Consider the following 16704-nt stretch of genomic DNA (forward strand, 5'->3'; position numbering starts at 1 on the left):
GTTACACGCCCTTCTGGATCACGCCGTAAAACACCATCAATGCCGTCACTGCGATCCACACGATCGTGAGCGGGATGAACACCTTCCAGCCCAGACGCATGATCTGGTCGTAGCGGTAGCGCGGGAAGCTGGCGCGGAACCAGATGTAGGCGCTGGCGAAGAAGAACACCTTCATCAGCAGCCACGGCCAACCGCCCTTCCACAGCCAGTCGATCCACGGCGAGACATCCGCGTTGACCCAACCCTGGATCGGGCTCAGCCAACCGCCGAGGAAGAAGATCGAGATCAGGAAGCTGACCAGGATCATGTTGGCGTATTCGGCCAGGAAGAACAGTGCGAACGCACCGCCCGAGTACTCCACCATGTGGCCGGCAACGATCTCCGACTCGCCTTCCACCACGTCGAACGGCGCACGGTTGGTTTCGGCAACGCCCGACACCCAGTACACGATGAACAGCGGGAACAGCGGAATCAGGAACCAGTCGAAGAAGCCGGAGTTACCCGCCTGGGCAAACACGATCTGGCTCAGGTTGACGCTACCGGAGGCAATCATCACGCCGACCAGCGCAAAGCCCATCGCGATCTCGTAGCTGACCACCTGCGCGGCCGAGCGCATCGCGCCCAGGAACGCGTACTTGGAGTTGGATGCCCAGCCGGCCAGGATGATGCCGTACACGCCCAGCGAGGTCATCGCCAGCAGGTAAAGCAGGCCGACGTTGGCATTGGACAGCACCAGCTGCGCATCGAACGGAACCACCGACCAGGCGGCGAAGGCCGGTGCCAGTGTCAGCAGCGGCGCGATGATGAACATCGCCTTGTGCGAGCTGCTCGGCTGCAGGATCTCCTTGAACAGCAGCTTGAACACGTCGGCGAAGGCCTGGAAGATGCCCATGCCCACATACATCGGCCCGTGACGCACGTGCATCCAGCCGATCAGCTTGCGCTCCCAGACCACGTAGAAGGCCACCGATATGATCACCGGCACGGCGATCAGCAGGATCTTCAATACGGTCCACAGCACGATGCCGCCATCGCCCAGACCGACAAACCACTGGTGCAGGGGATCGACCAGGTTCAACAGCAATTCGTTCATGCAGCCACCACCGTTACACGACCGGCACCAAGCGGCGCGGTTGCGCCATGGCCGGATTCGATCCACACCGTGCCCGGTGCGACGCGCTTGTCCAGCACCACCGGCAACGTTGCCTTACCGGCATCGGTGCCGACCTTGACCATCTGACCGGCGCCGACCTGCAACTGCGCGGCCTGCTCCGGGTGCATCGCCACGCACGGGGCGATGTTGAGCGGATGCGACTGCAACGCGGCCGCGCGACGCACCACCGCGTCGGTGCGATAGATCGCCGCGGTGGCGGCGACCTCCAGCCCGTCACTGCTCGCAGCCGGCTGCGCCGAGGCGGCGGGACTGACGTGACGGTTCTGCATGCCGGCACGCAGGCCGACCAGGTCGATGAATTCAAACCCGGCCAGACCCAGCTCGCCGCCAAGCGCCCGCAATACACGCCAGCCTTCACGCGCTTCGACAGGCAGGCGACCGGCGGCACGTGCGGTCTGCACGCGGCCATCCAGATTGGTCAGCGATGCGTCGATTTCCGGCAGTGCGCCGATCGGCAGGATCACATCGGCCACGTCGCGCGTCGAGGCGCAGGCGAACTGGCTGAACGCGACCACCTTGGCACCCGCCAAGGCGCTGCGTGCGGCGGCGGCATCGGCGAAATCCAGACCGGGCTCGATGCCATACAACACGTAGGCCTGGCGCGGCTGCGCCAGCATGCCGGCGACATCGCGTGCGGTCGGCAGCACACCTTGCGCCACCAGACCGACCGCGTTCGCACCCTGCGGGATGCGGCACAGCGAGGCGCCGGTTGCAGCCGCAAAGTCGCGTGCTGCAGCACGCAGTGCGGCGGCCTGCGGATGATTTTCAGCCAGTGCGCCGACCACGATCACCGCGCGCGTGGCGCCCTTGACCGCATCGCGCAATGCAGCATCGTCCAGCGCTCCCGCCAGCTGCGACGGCGCAACGACCGCACGGCTTGCCTGGGTGAAGGCGAAATCGAAATCGACCGGATTGACCGAATGGATCTTCGTCCCGTTCTGGATGCTGGCCTTGCGCAGGCGCGCATGCAGCAACGGCAGTTCGTGACGCACGTTGGTGCCGAACAGCACCACCACATCGGCGTGCTCGATCTCGGCCAGCGGCGCGGCAAACGGTTCGGCCACTGCAGCGTCGGAAAAATCGCGATTGAGCAGACGGTGATCCAGATTGCCGCTGTTCAAGCCTTCGGCCAGGCGTGCGAGCAGCGCGCCCTCCTCGTTGGAGGTGGACGGATGCACCAGCACACCGAGCTGATCGCCGGCGTTGTCACGCAGGATCTGCGTCGCAGCGGCCAGGCCTTCGGCCCAGCTCACCTCGGTCCACTCACCATTGACCTTCTTCAGCGGCTTGACCGCACGGTCTTCGGCGTACAGGCCCTGGTGCGAATAACGGTCGCGGTCGGACAGCCAGCACTCGTTGACCGCCTCGTTCTCGCGCGGCACGGTGCGCAGCACTTCGCCGCGACGCACGTGCAGGAACAGGTTCGAGCCCATCGCATCGTGATAGCCGAGCGACTCGCGTGCCATCAGTTCCCACGGACGCGCGCGGAACTGGAACACCTTGTTGGTCAGCGCGCCGACCGGGCACACGTCGATGACGTTGCCGGAGATCTCGGTGGTCAACGGCTTGCCGTCGTAGGTGCCGATCTGCAGGTTCTCGCCGCGATACATGCCACCCAGCTCGTAGGTGCCGGCGATGTCCGCGGTGAAACGCACGCAACGGGTGCACTGGATGCAGCGGGTCATTTCGGTGGCGACCAGCGGACCGATGTCCTCGTCCTGCACCACGCGCTTGCGTTCGTTGAAGCGACTGACCGAACGGCCGTAGCCGAGCGACACGTCCTGCAATTCGCACTCGCCGCCCTGATCGCAGATCGGGCAGTCCAGCGGGTGATTGATCAGCAGGAATTCCATCACGCTGCGCTGATACTTCAGCGCCTTCTCGCTACGCGTGGTGACCTTCATGCCGTCCATCACCGGCGTGGCGCAGGCAGGCGACGGCTTCGGGGATTTTTCGACGTCCACCAGGCACATGCGGCAGTTGGCGGCGATCGGCAGCTTCTCGTGGTAGCAGAAGCGCGGGATCGGAATGCCGGCCTTGTCGGCCGCCTGGATGATCATCGAGCCCTTCGGCACGACCAGACTCTGGCCGTCGATCTCGACGGTCACATGGTCCGGCGGCACGTTCGGGTTCACTGGTTGGGCGCTCATGCGGCCACTCCGACTTGCGTGTCGACGATCGAACGACCGTTGACGATGTAGTACTCGAACTCGTCCCAGAACTGGCGCAGGAAGCCCTGGATCGGCCACGCCGCCGCTTCGCCGAAGGCACAGATGGTGTGTCCTTCGATCTGGCCGGCAACCGTGCGCAGCTGGTGCAGGTCTTCCATCGTGGCCTTGCCGGCGACGATGCGCTCCAGCACGCGGTGCATCCAGCCGGTGCCTTCGCGGCACGGGGTGCACTGGCCGCAGGATTCCTTGTGGAAGAACTGCGAGATGCGGCAGGCAAAACGCACGCAGCAGACGCTGTCGTCCAGCACCACGATGGCGCCCGATCCCAGACCGGTGCCCAGTGCACGCAAGGTGTCGTAGTCCATCTGCAGACCGGCAACCTGGTCGGCCTTCAGCACCGGCATCGACACGCCGCCAGGCACCACGCCCTTGAGCTTGCGGCCCGGACGCAAGCCGCCGGCCATCTCCAGCAATTCGTCGAAGGTGGTACCGAGCGGCACTTCGAAATTGCCGCCCTTCTGCACGCAGCCGGACACCGAGAAGATCTTCGGGCCGCCGTTCTTGGTCTTGCTCAGGCCGAGGAACCACTCCGGGCCGTTGCGAATGATCGCCGGCACCGACGCGTAGGTCTCGGTGTTGTTGATGGTGGTCGGCTTGCCGTACAGGCCGAAGTTGGCCGGGAACGGCGGCTTGTAGCGCGGCTGGCCCTTCTTGCCTTCCAGCGATTCCATCAGCGCGGTTTCTTCGCCGCAGATGTAGGCGCCGGCACCGAGCGCACCGTAGATGTCGATATCCACGCCGCTGCCGAGGATGTCCTTGCCCAGCCAGCCGTTGGCATAGGCATCGGCCAGCGCCAGCTCGAAATTCTCGAACGGCTCGTGGTGGAACTCGCCACGCAGGTAGTTGTAGCCCACGGTCGAACCGGTGGCGTAACAGGCGATCGCCATGCCCTCCACCACCGAATGCGGGTTGTAGCGCAGGATGTCGCGGTCCTTGCAGGTGCCCGGCTCGGATTCGTCCGAGTTGCACAGGATGTACTTCTGCATCGTGCCCTTGGGCATGAACGACCACTTCAGACCGGTCGGGAAGCCCGCGCCACCGCGGCCGCGCAGGTTGGATGCCTTGACCATCTCGATGACGTCGGCCGGCGGGATCTTCTCTTCGAGGATCTTGCGCAGCGCGGCGTAGCCACCGGTCTTCAGATAGCTCTCGTACGACCACGGGGTGTCGTAATGCAGCGTCGTGTAGACGACCTGATGCGGCAGCGGCGCCGGACCGACCGGGCCTGAGGGTGCGTGATGATGTGCCATGCCTTACTCCAGCCCGTCCAGCAGCGCGTCGACCTTCTCTTTCGTCAGGTGCTCGTGGTAATGGCCGTTGATGACCATCATCGGCGCTGCGGAGCAGGCCGCCAGGCACTCTTCTTCGCGCTTGAGGTAGACGCGGCCATCGGCAGTCGACTGCCCCAGCTTGCAACCCAGTTTATTTTCCGCATGCGCCAGCAGATCTTCGGCGCCATTGAGCCAGCAGCTGATGTTGGTGCAGAACGCCACGTTGTGGCGGCCGACCTTTTCGGTCTCGAACATCGAGTAGAAGCTGGCGACCTCATAGGCCCACACCGGCGGCAGCTCCAGATACTTGGCCACGCCGACGATCAGCTCGTCGGTCAGCCAGCCCTGGTTCTGCTCCTGCGCAGCGTGCAAGCCCTGCAGCACGGCCGAACGCTTGCGGTCGGGCGGGAACTTGGTCAGCCAATGGTCGATGTGCGCGCGCGTCTTGTCGCTCAGCACCACCTGCGGATCGACGTCGCGCGCCGCTTCGAAATTACCCGTCGCCTTCATCGGTCAACCTCACCGAAAACCAAATCGTAAGTACCGATCATCGCCACGACGTCGGCCAGCAGATAGCCACGCACCACCGCGTCCATCGACGACAGATGCGCAAAGCCCGGCGCGCGCAGGTGCACGCGGAACGGCTTGTTGGCGCCATCGGACATCAGGTAGCAGCCGAACTCGCCCTTGGGCGCTTCGACCGCGCAGTAGGTTTCGCCGGCCGGCACGCAGTAGCCTTCGCTGAACAGCTTGAAGTGATGGATCAGCGCTTCCATGTCGTCCTTCATGCCTTCGCGGCTTGGCGGAGCGACCTTGAAATTGGTGACCATGACCGGGCCGGGGTTGGCCTTCAGCCATTTCACGCATTGCTTGATGATGCGGTTGGATTCACGCATCTCGGCCACGCGCACCAGATAGCGGTCGTAGCAATCGCCATTGGTGCCGACCGGCACGTCGAATTCCACCGCGTCGTACTTGGCGTACGGCTGCTTCTTGCGCAGGTCCCACTCGATACCCGAACCGCGCAGCATCGGACCGGTCATGCCCCAGGCACGCGCCAGGTCGGGGCTGATGATGCCGACGTCGACGGTACGCTGCTTCCAGATGCGGTTGTCGGTCAGCAGCGTCTCGTACTCGTCCACACGCGACGGGAACGTATTGGTGAAATCCTCGAGGAAGTCCAGCATCGAGCCTTCGCGCGCTGCATTGAGCTTCTTCAGTGCCCCGCCCTTGTGCCAGCGGGATTCCTTGTACTTGGGCATGCGATCGGGCAGATCGCGATACACGCCGCCTGGGCGGTAGTAGGCAGCGTGCATGCGCGCGCCGCTGACCGCCTCGTAGACGTCCATCAATTCTTCGCGCTCGCGGAACGCGTACAGCATCACCGCCATCGCGCCCAGATCCAGCGCATTGGAACCGACCCACATCAGGTGGTTCTTGATGCGGGTGATCTCGTCGAACATGGTGCGGATGTAGTGCGCGCGCTCGGGCACTTCGATCCCCATCAGGGATTCGATCGCGCGCACATAGGCGTGCTCGTTGCACATCATCGACACGTAATCCAGGCGGTCCATGTAGGGAACCGACTGGTTGAACGGCTTGGACTCGGCCAGCTTCTCGGTGCCACGGTGCAGCAGGCCGATATGCGGATCGGCACGCACCACGGTCTCGCCGTCCATTTCCAGGATCAGGCGCAGCACGCCGTGCGCCGCAGGATGCTGCGGGCCGAAGTTCATCGTGTAGTTGCGGATTTCCTGCTTGCTTTCGACAGGATTGCTCGCGAAGGCATCGGTTGCCTGGCGGAACTCACTCACTTGGCGGTCTCCGACTTGCCCACTTCACCGGCGGCAGTCTCATAACGGGCATCGTCGCGGATCACGCGCGGCACACCGACGCGCGGCTCGACCGAGGTTACCGGCTCGTACACGACACGCTTGCGCTCATCGTCGTAACGCACTTCGACGTTGCCGATCAGCGGGAAATCCTTGCGGAACGGGTGGCCGACAAATCCATAGTCGGTCAGGATGCGGCGCAGGTCCGGGTGGCCATCGAAGACGATGCCGAACAGGTCGAAGGCCTCGCGCTCGAACCAGTTCACACCCGGCCAGATGTCGGTCAGCGACGCCACCACCGGCACCTGCTCGTCCGGTGCGTAGCAACGCACCCGCAGACGCTGGTTGTGCTGGTAGGAGATCAGCTGCGCGACCACCGCAAAGCGTTGCTTGGGCATGTGCTGCGGATGGGCGCCGTCGGAACTTTCCTGGCTGGGAAATTCGCCCCAGGCGAAACGGCCGACGGCCTTGCCCTCGACGCCGCGGCTGAAACCCTGCGACGACACGTCGGCGGTGTCCCACTCGTCGCTGCCGTAGCCCAGGTAATCGACGCCGCACAGATCGCTGAGCTGCTCGAAACCGAGCTCGTCGCGCAGGGCCAGGCAGGTGGCGTGCCAATCGGCCGCAGCGACTTCCAGCGTCACTTCGCCGCGCGGCAATGCCACGGCGATCTGCGCACCGGCGAAACGTGCCGCGAGTCGGTCAGTGAAGGAAGATGCTTGCTCTGCCATGGGGGCTTGGCTGCTCTCAGTAGAAGAAGACGGGTGTCAGCGCGCGATGGTCTGGGTACGCCAGATCTTCTTCTGCAGCTGCAGGATGCCGTAAACCAGCGCCTCGGCGGTCGGCGGGCAACCGGGGACGTAGATGTCCACCGGCACGATGCGATCGCAACCGCGCACCACCGAATACGAATAATGGTAGTAGCCACCGCCATTGGCGCAGCTGCCCATCGAGATGACCCACTTCGGATCCGGCATCTGGTCGTAGACCTTGCGCAGCGCCGGGGCCATCTTGTTGACCAGCGTGCCGGCCACGATCATCACGTCGGACTGGCGCGGCGACGGGCGGAATACCACGCCGTAGCGGTCCAGATCCAGACGCGCCGCACCGGCATGCATCATCTCGACCGCGCAACAGGCCAGGCCGAAGGTCATCGGCCACATCGAACCGGTGCGCGCCCAATTCAGCAGCGCATCGACACTGGTGGTCACGTAGCCCTTCTCGAGCAGCGGGTTTTCGCCTTCCGGGCGCAGGATGTCTTCCACCCGGCCTTCCGGCATCGGGTTGGTCATCAGACGATCCAGGGTCTGAATCACTCCCATTCCAGCGCTCCCTTCTTCCACACGTAGATAAAGCCGAGGAACAACATGCCGACGAACAGGCCCATGGTGACCAGCGAACGTGCGCCGATCTCCATGAACACCTGCGTCCACGGCACGATGAAGATGATTTCCAGATCGAACACGATGAACTGGATCGCGATCAGGTAGTAGCGCACGTCGAACTTCATGCGCGCGTCTTCGAAGGCTTCGAAGCCGCACTCGTAAGGCGAGAGCTTGCGCGCATCCGGGGTACGCGGAGCGAGGAATCGACCGATCAGCATCAGCACGATGCCGATACCGGTGGCGACGATCAGAAACAGCAGACTCGGCAAATATTCGGCCAGCACAGCGATTCTCTCTTGCCTCTGCCCGCACGCGCCGCGTGCCGGCATGGGGTATAGGCAGGCCCCGCGCGCGACAGGCAATGCGCAGGAACTGCAGCCAAACAATGGTGCCCAAGAGGGGACTCGAACCCCTACGACCTAAGTCGCTACCACCTCAAGGTAGTGCGTCTACCAATTCCGCCACCTGGGCATACGTTGCGCCGCTGGGCATCCCAGTGCGCAGCGTATTGTAACCGGCTTCAGCGTTTTTGTGCTGGTTCTGAAGCGTTTTCTTCGCGGGCCGCGGGCGCCTGCTGCGCCGGCGCGGACGGCGCAGGCGCTGCAGCCGCAGGAGCGGCGGGCACCGGCTGCGCGGGAGCGGTCGGCACCGCGCCTGCAGCCGGCGCCTGCGGCAACGGCTGAGTCAGCTCGCCTGCCGCGGCAGGCGCCGGGGTGGCCGACTGCGACATCACGCCCAGGTTCTGGTCGGTCGGCCGTGCGCCGTGAGTGGCATACCACGCCATGAACAGACTGATGCTGAAGAACACCACCGCCAGCCACTTGGTCGACTTGGACAGGAAGTTCGACGCGCCCTGCGAGCCGAACACGGTGCCCGAGGCGCCGGCGCCGAAGCCGGAACCGGCCGCCGCACCTGCACCGCGCTGCATCAGGATCAGCGCAATCATCGCCAGCGCGACCAGCACGTAGACCACATTGAGGATCAACATCAGCATCTCGAAATCCGTCCCCGGACAAAACTTAATGGGTTAACAAGCGGCCGCCGCACGCGCGATGGCCAGGAAATCCTCGGCGACCAGCGAGGCGCCTCCGACCAGCCCGCCATCGACGTCGGGCTGGGCAAACAGCTCGCTGGCGTTATCGGGCTTGACACTGCCCCCGTACAGGATGGGCAGAGAATCGGCAATTCTAGCATCCGCCTTCGCGACTTCGCCACGCAGGAACGCGTGGACCGCCTGTGCCTGCTCGGGACTGGCAGTGCGGCCGGTGCCGATGGCCCAGATCGGCTCGTAGGCGAGCACCGCGCGGGCAAACCCCGTGCTCCCCACCAGCGCCAGCACCGGTGCGAGCTGGGCGCGCAGCACCGCCTCGGTCTGGTCGGCCTCGCGTTGCTCCAGCGACTCGCCCACGCACAGCACCGGGATCAGCCCGGCATGCATGGCGGCGGCGAATTTGCGCGCCACCAGCTCGCTGCTCTCACGATGGTACTGACGACGTTCGGAGTGGCCGACCAGCCCGTACTCGGCGCCGACATCGACCAGCATCGTGGCCGATACCTCGCCGGTGTAGGCCCCCTTCTCGTTGCTGCTGACATCCTGGGCACCGAAACACAGGTGGTGCTCCTCGAAATCCTCGATCAGGTCGCCCAGGTAGGGCAGTGGCGGCAGGATGACGACATCGACACCCTCCAGGGGCATGTGCGTGGCGATCCGGCCCACCAGTTCGGTGGCGAAGGCGCGGCTGCCATGCAGCTTCCAGTTTCCGGCTACGATCTTTCGACGCATCAGGCGCAGGTTCCTGAGTTGAAGACAGGCGACAGAATAGCCCATGCCCGGTCGGCAACCGGCACACGCCTGTCCTTCGCCTGTCCTCTCCCTCCCCCCAACAGGAACCTGCCATGTCCGTTTCGCCTGTCTTCGCGCTGGTCACCGGTGCCTCCAGCGGCATCGGTCGGGAGATTGCGCGTGCCTACGCAAGACGTGGCGTGCCCGTGATCCTGACCGCACGCCGGGTCGACCGGCTGCAGGCACTGGCCGAGGAATTACGGTCGTTGGTGCGGGTCGAAGTCGTGCCGGCCGATCTGGCCGAGGCAGACGCAGTGGAAACGCTGGTTGCGCAGATCCGGCGCAACGGCTGGACGGTCGGCACCTTGGTCAACAACGCCGGCTACGGCGTGCCGGGCCGCTATCTGCACAACGACTGGACCATGCATGCACGCTTTCTGCAGGTGATGGTCGGCGCGGTGTGCGAGCTGACCTGGCGCCTGTTGCCGATGATCCGCGCCAGCGGCCAGGGCCGCATCCTCAACGTGGCCTCGTTCGCCGCCCTCACGCCCAGTGCCGACGGGCAGACCCTGTATGCGGCCAGCAAGAGCTTCATGCTGCGCTTCAGCGAATCGCTGGCGCTGGAAAATGCCGACTGCGCAGTCAAGGTCTGCGCGCTGTGCCCCGGCTTTGCCTGGTCGGAGTTCCACGATGTGACCGGCACCCGTGAGGCGATGTCCGCCCTGCCCCGCTGGGCCTGGCTGCAAGCCGACGACGTGGCCGAGTACGGCATTGCCGCACTGGAACGCGGCCAGGTGCTGGCCGTGCCGGGCTGGCGCTATCGCCTGGTCAACGCCGCGTTGCGCGTATTGCCGCATGCGCTTGCATTGCGCCTGATGGCGCGCGGCTCGCACCGGGTGCGGCCGCTGCAGTGAGCACACTCAGCCTATGCGCACCTGGCTTGTGAATGAGAGACACTGGGCAGTGCGTCCGGCCGAAGCGCCGCCGCATGCCATCACCATCAGGGGCGCGAGCGAAAAGCGATGATCAGGTTGGATACGACACCAGTGCATGCAGCACCGGCGACACGCAATGACTCACGGGCGATTCCGTTCCTGGTCGCTGCAGCGATCTTCCTCGTGGTGCAACTGAGCATTGATGCCAGGGAATTTACGGGCGACGCCGGCGCTTACTGGGCAATAAGCTCAGCCATCATCGACGGCAGCTTCCCACAAACGATCCGTGGCTACGCCTACCCACTCCTGCTGACCCCCTTCAGGCTTGCCTTCGACCACTCGCAATCCGCAGGGTTATTTTTCCTGAAAATAGGGCAATCGATCGGATATGCCTACGCATTCTCCATATTGATCCCGGATCTTTACAGATCGATATTTGGCGGGACCCTTTCCATCGTCAGGAGGCTCATTCCGGCACTCCTGATTGCATCGGCATTCCCGGGACTGATCTCCTACCCTCTGAGCGATGCGCCATCGCTGGGGCTGATGGCATTGTCCTCATACCTCACGGCGAGATCGATCAGGTCAAAGTCATTCTACGGTTTGTTTGCGGCGGGCCTGATCTGCTATCTGACATACAACATCAGGACCATCTACCTATTTTCGTTCGTCGCCCTCGCCTTCGTCGTGGTGATTTTTTTCGCCAGGGACATGCGAGGCAGGGCGTTTGCGCTCATGACCTTTCTGATGGGCTCACTGCTTGGCGCCTTGCCGCAGATGGCGATCAACTACAAGCACCACGCCACCGTGTCGCCGCTCGTGGTGACCGATGTCCGCGGCGCGTCGCTTTTCGCCAGGCAGCTGACATGGGGCATGGTCGTTGACAGGTACGAAACCTATATTGACCCCGGCACCGGAAAGGCAACCCCGACCTTCTACGCCAATACGCGTGGTGCCGCGGTGCTGGAGAAGAACGGCGGATTTACGGCCAACCAGTCGTTCCCCAGGATCCTGGCGATGATGGCGGACCACCCCATCACCTTCGTTGAGATCTATCTGCGCCACATTGCCTCAGCGCTGGACGTCCGAGATGGGGAGGTCTATACAAGGCAGCCATCCGCCGAGAAGAATCCTCGTTCGCTCCTCTTCCTCGTCATCGTCACTTTTGGCATCACCCAACTGGGCAGGGCGATCTTTTCCACCGCATCCCAGCAACCAGTGAGCGCCCGGGTCCTGTACGCACTGACCTTGCTCGCACCTTGCGTGGCCATCATTCCTGGCGCAATCGAGACGCGATTCTTCCTCCCCCTCCATTGCCTCGCATACTGCGCACTGGCGTTTCAAGACACCACCAGGAAGGCGCTCGTCATCCAGCTGGGGTTGGCCGCGGCCCTGACTGCAGGCATCTACTCTTTCGTCGCACAGTCGGTGAAACATCCGATTCACGCACGGCCTGAGTCCTACCTCCTCAGTCGCCCGGCTTAAGCTCACCAGGATCGCTGGCCGCCGCGACATCCGGCCCCCCTCACCGGATGCGACTCAGTGATTGACGATCTCTCCATGCATCGCGGCCAGCCGCGCCAACAGGCGGTTCTGGGTGCGGCGCGGAATCCTGCGCTGGTCCATTGCCCAGTTGAGGTCCTCGACCAGCGCGTTGAAGTCGCCGTCGCGAATGACCAGGTGCGCATGCGCCTGCCTCATCGACTTGGCGGTATCCGGGCACGGGCCGTCGGCGACATGGCAGAACTTCTGCACGAGGCGTTCGTTGAGCATCACGATGTTGACGCGCGCGAAGGTGTCGACGATGCGTGGGTCGTCGGCAATGCGCGACAGCATGGTTTCCACCAGCGCTTCGATGCCGGCCTGTCCGCCGAGTTCGTCATACAGCGTGGCGCGCGGTGGCGTGGTGGCGCAGGCCCCCATCAGCGCCAGCACGCCCAGCAAGCACCAGCGCAGCCGTCGCTTCATCACAACGCCACCTGCAGGGAAAGATAAGGGCCACGCTGGTCGGTGAGCGTGGCGATGTCGCCAAGCTCGGCCCATGCCGCGGTCAGGGACACATGCTTGCTCGGAAACCAGGCCACGAATCCATCCGCCCAGGCCTGCTCGCGGGCGAAGCCAAGGTTGTCGGGCTTGTCGCGATACTCCACGCCGACCACCCAGGCCGGCGACAGTACGACGGCGGCGCTGGCCTCGCCGACCAGCCGATAGCTGTTGCGACGATCGCCGCCGAACCCGAGCAGGCCGGTCTGATTGGCGCGGGTCGCGCGCAGCGTGCCGTTGAGCAGCAACTGGTAGCCACCCGCGCCCTGCAGCAACAAGCGGCTGGCGCTGACATGGACATCGGTGCCGTGATCGTCGCGCGCGCCGAGCGCCAGCGGCAGCGTGCCATTGCGCAGGCGCTTGTACTGCAGCCCCACACTGACCTGCGGCGCATGCCCGTAGACCAGGTCGCCGTGGACCCGCAGCTTGGCGCCGAACACGTCCTGGCCGAGCGCATTCCATGGCAATCCCAGCCGATCCTGCAGGGTACCCAGATCCAGCCGCTGCCGCGCCAGCGACAATTCCAGCCGATTGCCGACCGTGAGTGCGGCGCCTTGCACGTCGAGCCGGTAATCGCCGCTGTCCACGTGCGTGGCGAACAGGACGGTGCCGAGTTGGTCGCGGGTGCCGTAGCCCGACAGCGTGGCCCACGGCACGATGCCGCCCCCGCTGCTGCCTTCGATCATCGACACGCCGCCGGTGGCGAGCAGACGCCCGTCGCCCGCGATCGCCGACGCGGGTGCGATGGCCAGCCCGACCAGTGCCGCAGCCAGCGGAGCGCTCCGCCACCTGGTCATCGATGCACTCCCGCCTGCGCTGCCGGCGCCAGGTCGAGTTGACGCAGGCACCAGGCGACCAGTGGTGCTTCTTCCAGTGGCGGCGCGTACAGATAGCCCTGCACCATGTCGCAGCCGTAACCGCGCAACAGCTCCAGGGCGGTGCCGTTCTCCACGCCCTCGGCGATCACGCTCAAGCCCAGGTTGTGCCCGAGATCGATGGTGCTGCGCACGATGAATGCATCGTCGGTGCCTTCGGCCAGCTGCATGACGAAGCTCTTGTCGATCTTCAATTCGTTCACCGGCATCCGCTTGAGCTGCGCCAACGAGGAATAGCCGGTACCGAAGTCGTCGATGGACAGTCGCACGCCGACGCTGCGCAGCTGATGCAGCATGTGCAGCGCGAATTCGACATCGCGCATCAACGCGCTTTCGGTCAGTTCCAGCGTGACCGACTGCGCCGGCACCGCGTGATGCTCCAGACGGCCGCGCACGTAATCGGGCAAGCCGGGGTCGGACAGGTCCAGCGCGGAAAGATTGATCGCCATGCCCAGCTCCAGGCCCTGCCGGCGCCATTGCGCCTGGCAATGCAGCGCCTCGTCCAGCACGAAGCGGGTCAAGGGATGGATCACCCCGGAGTGCTCGGCCAGCGGAATGAATTCCTCCGGCCCGATCGCACCCAGCACCGGATGGTGCCAGCGCACCAGCACCTCCACCTGCTCGACGCGATCGTTGCGCAGGCAGATCTTGGGCTGGAAGCGCAAGGTCAGCTCGTTGCCGCCAATGGCCTGGCGCAGATCGCCGGTCAGCCGCAGCCGACGCAGATGCTGCTCGTCCTGGCCCAGGCGGTACACGCTGGCACCGATGGTGGTCACGTTGCCGCCCTGGCGGCGTGCGATGTCGGCGCGCCGCAGCAAGGTGTCAGGATCGGCACCGTGCTCGGGAACCAGGGCGATGCCGATGCTGGCTTCCAGCTGGATGCGCGCCTGCGGCAGCGCCAGCGGACGGCGCAACTGCAGCAGCAGGCGCTGCGCATCCTGTTGCACGGTGGCGGCATCGGCCTGCGCCACCACCACCATGAACTCGTCGCTGCCCAGCCGCCCGACCAGATTGGGTTCCTGCACCACGTCGGCAAGCCGACGGCCCACCTCGACCAGGACCTGGTCGGCGAAGTCGTGGCCCAGGCTGTCGTTGAGCTCCTTGAAGCGCTCCAGATCCAGGATCAGTACCGCGGCGGTACCGCCGGAGGCCACGGTCCGGTCCACCACTTCCGTCAGCCGCTCCAGCAGGCAGATGCGATTGGGCAAGCCGGTCAAGGCATCGTGGCGCGCCTGGTGCAGGATGTGCTGCTCGCGACTGGCGATCTGCTGCTGCATGCGCCCGAAGCTGTCGGCCAACTCGGCCAGTTCGCGCCCGGATGGCACTTCGACCGCGGTGTGGTAGTCGCCGCGCTGGATGCGCCGTGCGGCCTGCACCAGTTGCGCGACCGGCCTGCTGACGCTGCGCGCCAGGAAGATCGCCACACCCAGCGCCGCCGCCGTTGCCAGACCCGCCAGCAGCAGGATGCGCAACTTGAGCACCCGGTAGGGTGCCACCGCGCGATCCAGCGAGGCCTGCAGCGCGACCCGCACATGGCTGTCGCCCTGGATCGACTGCAGCTTGACCAGGTAACGCGACTGGGCCAGCGTCAATGCGATCGCCCCGCCCTGCGCGCGTTCGGCCACCGGCAACTGCTGCGCGAACTCGGCACGCGCGGCCGGCTCCAGGGTGGAGGCCAGCACGCGCACCGGCGGTCCATCGGTGAAGAAGGTCGCATCCAGCCCGGTGGTGGAGCGAAAATCCTGCGCCAGGCCGTCGCCGGATTCGTTGCCGATCGCGATCCAGCCGACCCGGCTCGGTGCCAGCACCTGCACCACCGCCAGCCGGACGATGCGGCTGTCCAAGGCGACCACGCCGACCGCGCGCCCATCGCGCCGGGCCTGCTGCAGCAGGGTCTGTACCGCGCGCAGCTGTTCGGCCTGCGGCAGATCGGCGAGCCCGGTCAGAAATTCGCCGTCCGGAGACAGCAGCAGCGCGGTCTGCGCCGACATGCGCGCGGCGTGATTGCGCAATGCCGACTGCATGGTCGGCACATCGCCACTGGCCACGGCCGCGCGAAAACCGAAGTCGTCGGCCAGCACCGAGGCCGACTGCATCAGCTGTTCGTCGCGGCGCAGGTTGATGCGTTGCCAGACGCGCTCGCCGATCTGCAGTTCTTCGCCCAGCTGGGCCTTGACGCTGCGCTCGGTGGCGACCTGCACCGCGATGAAGGTCAGTGCCTGCGTGGCGAGCACGACCAGCACCAACAAGGCCGCGATCCGGGTATGCAGGCGCATGGCCTTCATGGCTTCGGCGTCTTCGGCGTCTTCGGGTCGGCGCGGCGGAACTTGTCCTGCAGCGCGCGCACGCGCGCATCCGGTGGCGCGGCCGCAGGTGCGGCGCCGGTGGTCTGCACGCTCACGCGGCGTTGCACGGCCTCGCGCGCAAGCGCCACCGGCTCGGTGAGCGCGGCGCCCTTGAGGCGTGGATGCCAGACCCGCAGCGTGTAGTTGCCTGCAGGCGCCTCCAGCTGCACGCGACCGTCGCCGCCGGTCTTGCCAAAGTACGGCGTATCCATCACCACGATATAGCCCAGCATCCAGTCGTGGATATTGCAGCCCACCGTCACCAGGCCAGCTTGGTCGAAGCGCACCGGCGCGGCCGTGCTGCCCTGGAACAGCGGCAATTCGAAGCGCTTGGCGGGGGAGAACGAATAGACCTGGTGGCGAATCTGGTCGTTGTTGGGAAACCGCACCAGGGTGCCGGTGCGCACCGCCAGCACGGCGGGCACGAACTGCGAATTGACCTGGTCCATCTCCACGGTCCGGGGCGCGCCGGCGGCCACCGGACGTGCCGGCTCCAGGCTCACCACCGCATCGACCAACATGCCATTGGCATCGACGACGGTGACGTTGACCGGCGTTGCCGATGCAACGCTTGCGGCGCAGTACGCCAGCAACCCCGAAACCGGGCCGATCCGTTTGAACCACTGCGTCTGCATGCGCCCCCCCAGGCCTGGTGCAATCGGCAGCGCGCGCCAGGCAAATCCGACGTCGCGCTAGCGATCAGACTGGGTTATCGGCTGAGGGGATTGCAAGCTTTAACCAGTCGCGAGCAGAAGTTCATGAATCAAACTGTGCAAGCGGTCATGCCGATGGTGCGAGCGCGGCTGCTGGCTGTGCTCGCACTGCTGCCA

General features: G+C 65.1%; 16 protein-coding genes and 1 tRNA gene. 2 read left to right on the forward strand and 15 right to left on the reverse strand.

The genetic code is table 11. The features are described 5' to 3' along the window. Position 1: 1 nt before the first annotated feature. The 11 genes from nuoH to tpiA form a co-directional block, all read right to left on the reverse strand. Positions 2–1093, reverse strand: coding sequence for an NADH-quinone oxidoreductase subunit NuoH (nuoH, locus tag C0541_RS07315; RefSeq protein ID WP_115047038.1), 1092 nt, complete (start codon positions 1091–1093; stop codon positions 2–4). Further along, entirely contained in the window at positions 1090–3324 is a 2235-nt protein-coding gene (gene nuoG, locus C0541_RS07320; RefSeq protein ID WP_115047040.1) for an NADH-quinone oxidoreductase subunit NuoG, read from the reverse strand. The genes nuoH and nuoG overlap by 4 nt, the downstream gene beginning before the upstream one ends. After that, positions 3321–4655 carry an NADH-quinone oxidoreductase subunit NuoF gene (gene nuoF / locus C0541_RS07325; RefSeq protein WP_115047042.1) on the reverse strand — a complete coding sequence of 445 codons (1335 nt, stop codon included), beginning with the start codon at positions 4653–4655 and terminating at the stop codon, positions 3321–3323. The genes nuoG and nuoF overlap by 4 nt, the downstream gene beginning before the upstream one ends. Before the next feature lie 3 nt (positions 4656–4658). Beyond that, the gene (gene nuoE, locus C0541_RS07330) at positions 4659–5186 is read right to left on the reverse strand and encodes an NADH-quinone oxidoreductase subunit NuoE (protein WP_115047044.1); all 528 of its coding nucleotides are present in this window, start codon (positions 5184–5186) and stop codon (positions 4659–4661) included. Continuing rightward, positions 5183–6490, reverse strand: a complete 1308-nt coding sequence (locus tag C0541_RS07335; RefSeq protein WP_016902995.1) for an NADH-quinone oxidoreductase subunit D — start codon at positions 6488–6490, stop codon at positions 5183–5185. The genes nuoE and C0541_RS07335 overlap by 4 nt, the downstream gene beginning before the upstream one ends. Further along, positions 6487–7239, reverse strand: coding sequence for an NADH-quinone oxidoreductase subunit C (locus C0541_RS07340; protein ID WP_024937980.1), 753 nt, complete (start codon positions 7237–7239; stop codon positions 6487–6489). The genes C0541_RS07335 and C0541_RS07340 overlap by 4 nt, the downstream gene beginning before the upstream one ends. 36 nt (positions 7240–7275) lie before the next feature. After that, positions 7276–7830: a NuoB/complex I 20 kDa subunit family protein gene (locus C0541_RS07345; protein WP_016944318.1), complete on the reverse strand. Its 555-nt coding sequence runs from the start codon at positions 7828–7830 to the stop codon at positions 7276–7278. Then, on the reverse strand, positions 7821–8177 hold the full coding sequence (locus C0541_RS07350; RefSeq protein WP_010371162.1) for an NADH-quinone oxidoreductase subunit A: 357 nt from the start codon (positions 8175–8177) through the stop codon (positions 7821–7823). Before C0541_RS07350 ends, C0541_RS07345 begins: the two co-directional genes overlap by 10 nt. A gap of 102 nt (positions 8178–8279) precedes the next feature. Then, positions 8280–8364: transfer RNA gene (locus tag C0541_RS07355), tRNA-Leu, on the reverse strand. Between the two features lie 49 nt (positions 8365–8413). Next, complete coding sequence (secG, locus tag C0541_RS07360; protein WP_115047046.1) at positions 8414–8887, reverse strand: preprotein translocase subunit SecG; 474 nt, start codon at positions 8885–8887, stop codon at positions 8414–8416. 33 nt (positions 8888–8920) lie between these two features. Further along, on the reverse strand, positions 8921–9676 hold the full coding sequence (gene tpiA, locus C0541_RS07365; protein ID WP_115047048.1) for a triose-phosphate isomerase: 756 nt from the start codon (positions 9674–9676) through the stop codon (positions 8921–8923). A 113-nt stretch (positions 9677–9789) separates the two neighbouring features. Between tpiA and C0541_RS07370 the strand changes: the two genes are divergently transcribed. Both C0541_RS07370 and C0541_RS07375 read left to right on the forward strand, forming a co-directional pair. Continuing rightward, positions 9790–10590, forward strand: a complete 801-nt coding sequence (locus tag C0541_RS07370; protein ID WP_115047050.1) for an SDR family NAD(P)-dependent oxidoreductase — start codon at positions 9790–9792, stop codon at positions 10588–10590. 108 nt (positions 10591–10698) lie between these two features. Beyond that, a complete protein-coding gene (locus tag C0541_RS07375) occupies positions 10699–12096 on the forward strand; it encodes a hypothetical protein (RefSeq protein ID WP_238601278.1) in 1398 nt (465 codons plus the stop codon). Positions 12097–12150: 54 nt separating this feature from the next. On the opposite strand, the gene C0541_RS07380 is transcribed toward C0541_RS07375, so the two are convergent. The 4 genes from C0541_RS07380 to C0541_RS07395 are packed head-to-tail and all read right to left on the reverse strand — an operon-like array spanning position 12151 to position 16509. Continuing rightward, positions 12151–12579 carry a group I truncated hemoglobin gene (locus C0541_RS07380; RefSeq protein WP_115047053.1) on the reverse strand — a complete coding sequence of 143 codons (429 nt, stop codon included), beginning with the start codon at positions 12577–12579 and terminating at the stop codon, positions 12151–12153. Further along, a complete protein-coding gene (locus tag C0541_RS07385; protein ID WP_115047055.1) occupies positions 12579–13451 on the reverse strand; it encodes a DUF3034 family protein in 873 nt (290 codons plus the stop codon). Before C0541_RS07385 ends, C0541_RS07380 begins: the two co-directional genes overlap by 1 nt. Next, complete coding sequence (locus C0541_RS07390) at positions 13448–15814, reverse strand: putative bifunctional diguanylate cyclase/phosphodiesterase (RefSeq protein WP_115047057.1); 2367 nt, start codon at positions 15812–15814, stop codon at positions 13448–13450. Before C0541_RS07390 ends, C0541_RS07385 begins: the two co-directional genes overlap by 4 nt. Next, complete coding sequence (locus C0541_RS07395; protein WP_161959933.1) at positions 15811–16509, reverse strand: methylamine utilization protein; 699 nt, start codon at positions 16507–16509, stop codon at positions 15811–15813. Before C0541_RS07395 ends, C0541_RS07390 begins: the two co-directional genes overlap by 4 nt. Positions 16510–16704: the final 195 nt, after the last annotated feature.

Source organism: Xanthomonas arboricola (assembly GCF_003353015.1).
Classification (GTDB): domain Bacteria; phylum Pseudomonadota; class Gammaproteobacteria; order Xanthomonadales; family Xanthomonadaceae; genus Xanthomonas; species Xanthomonas arboricola_E.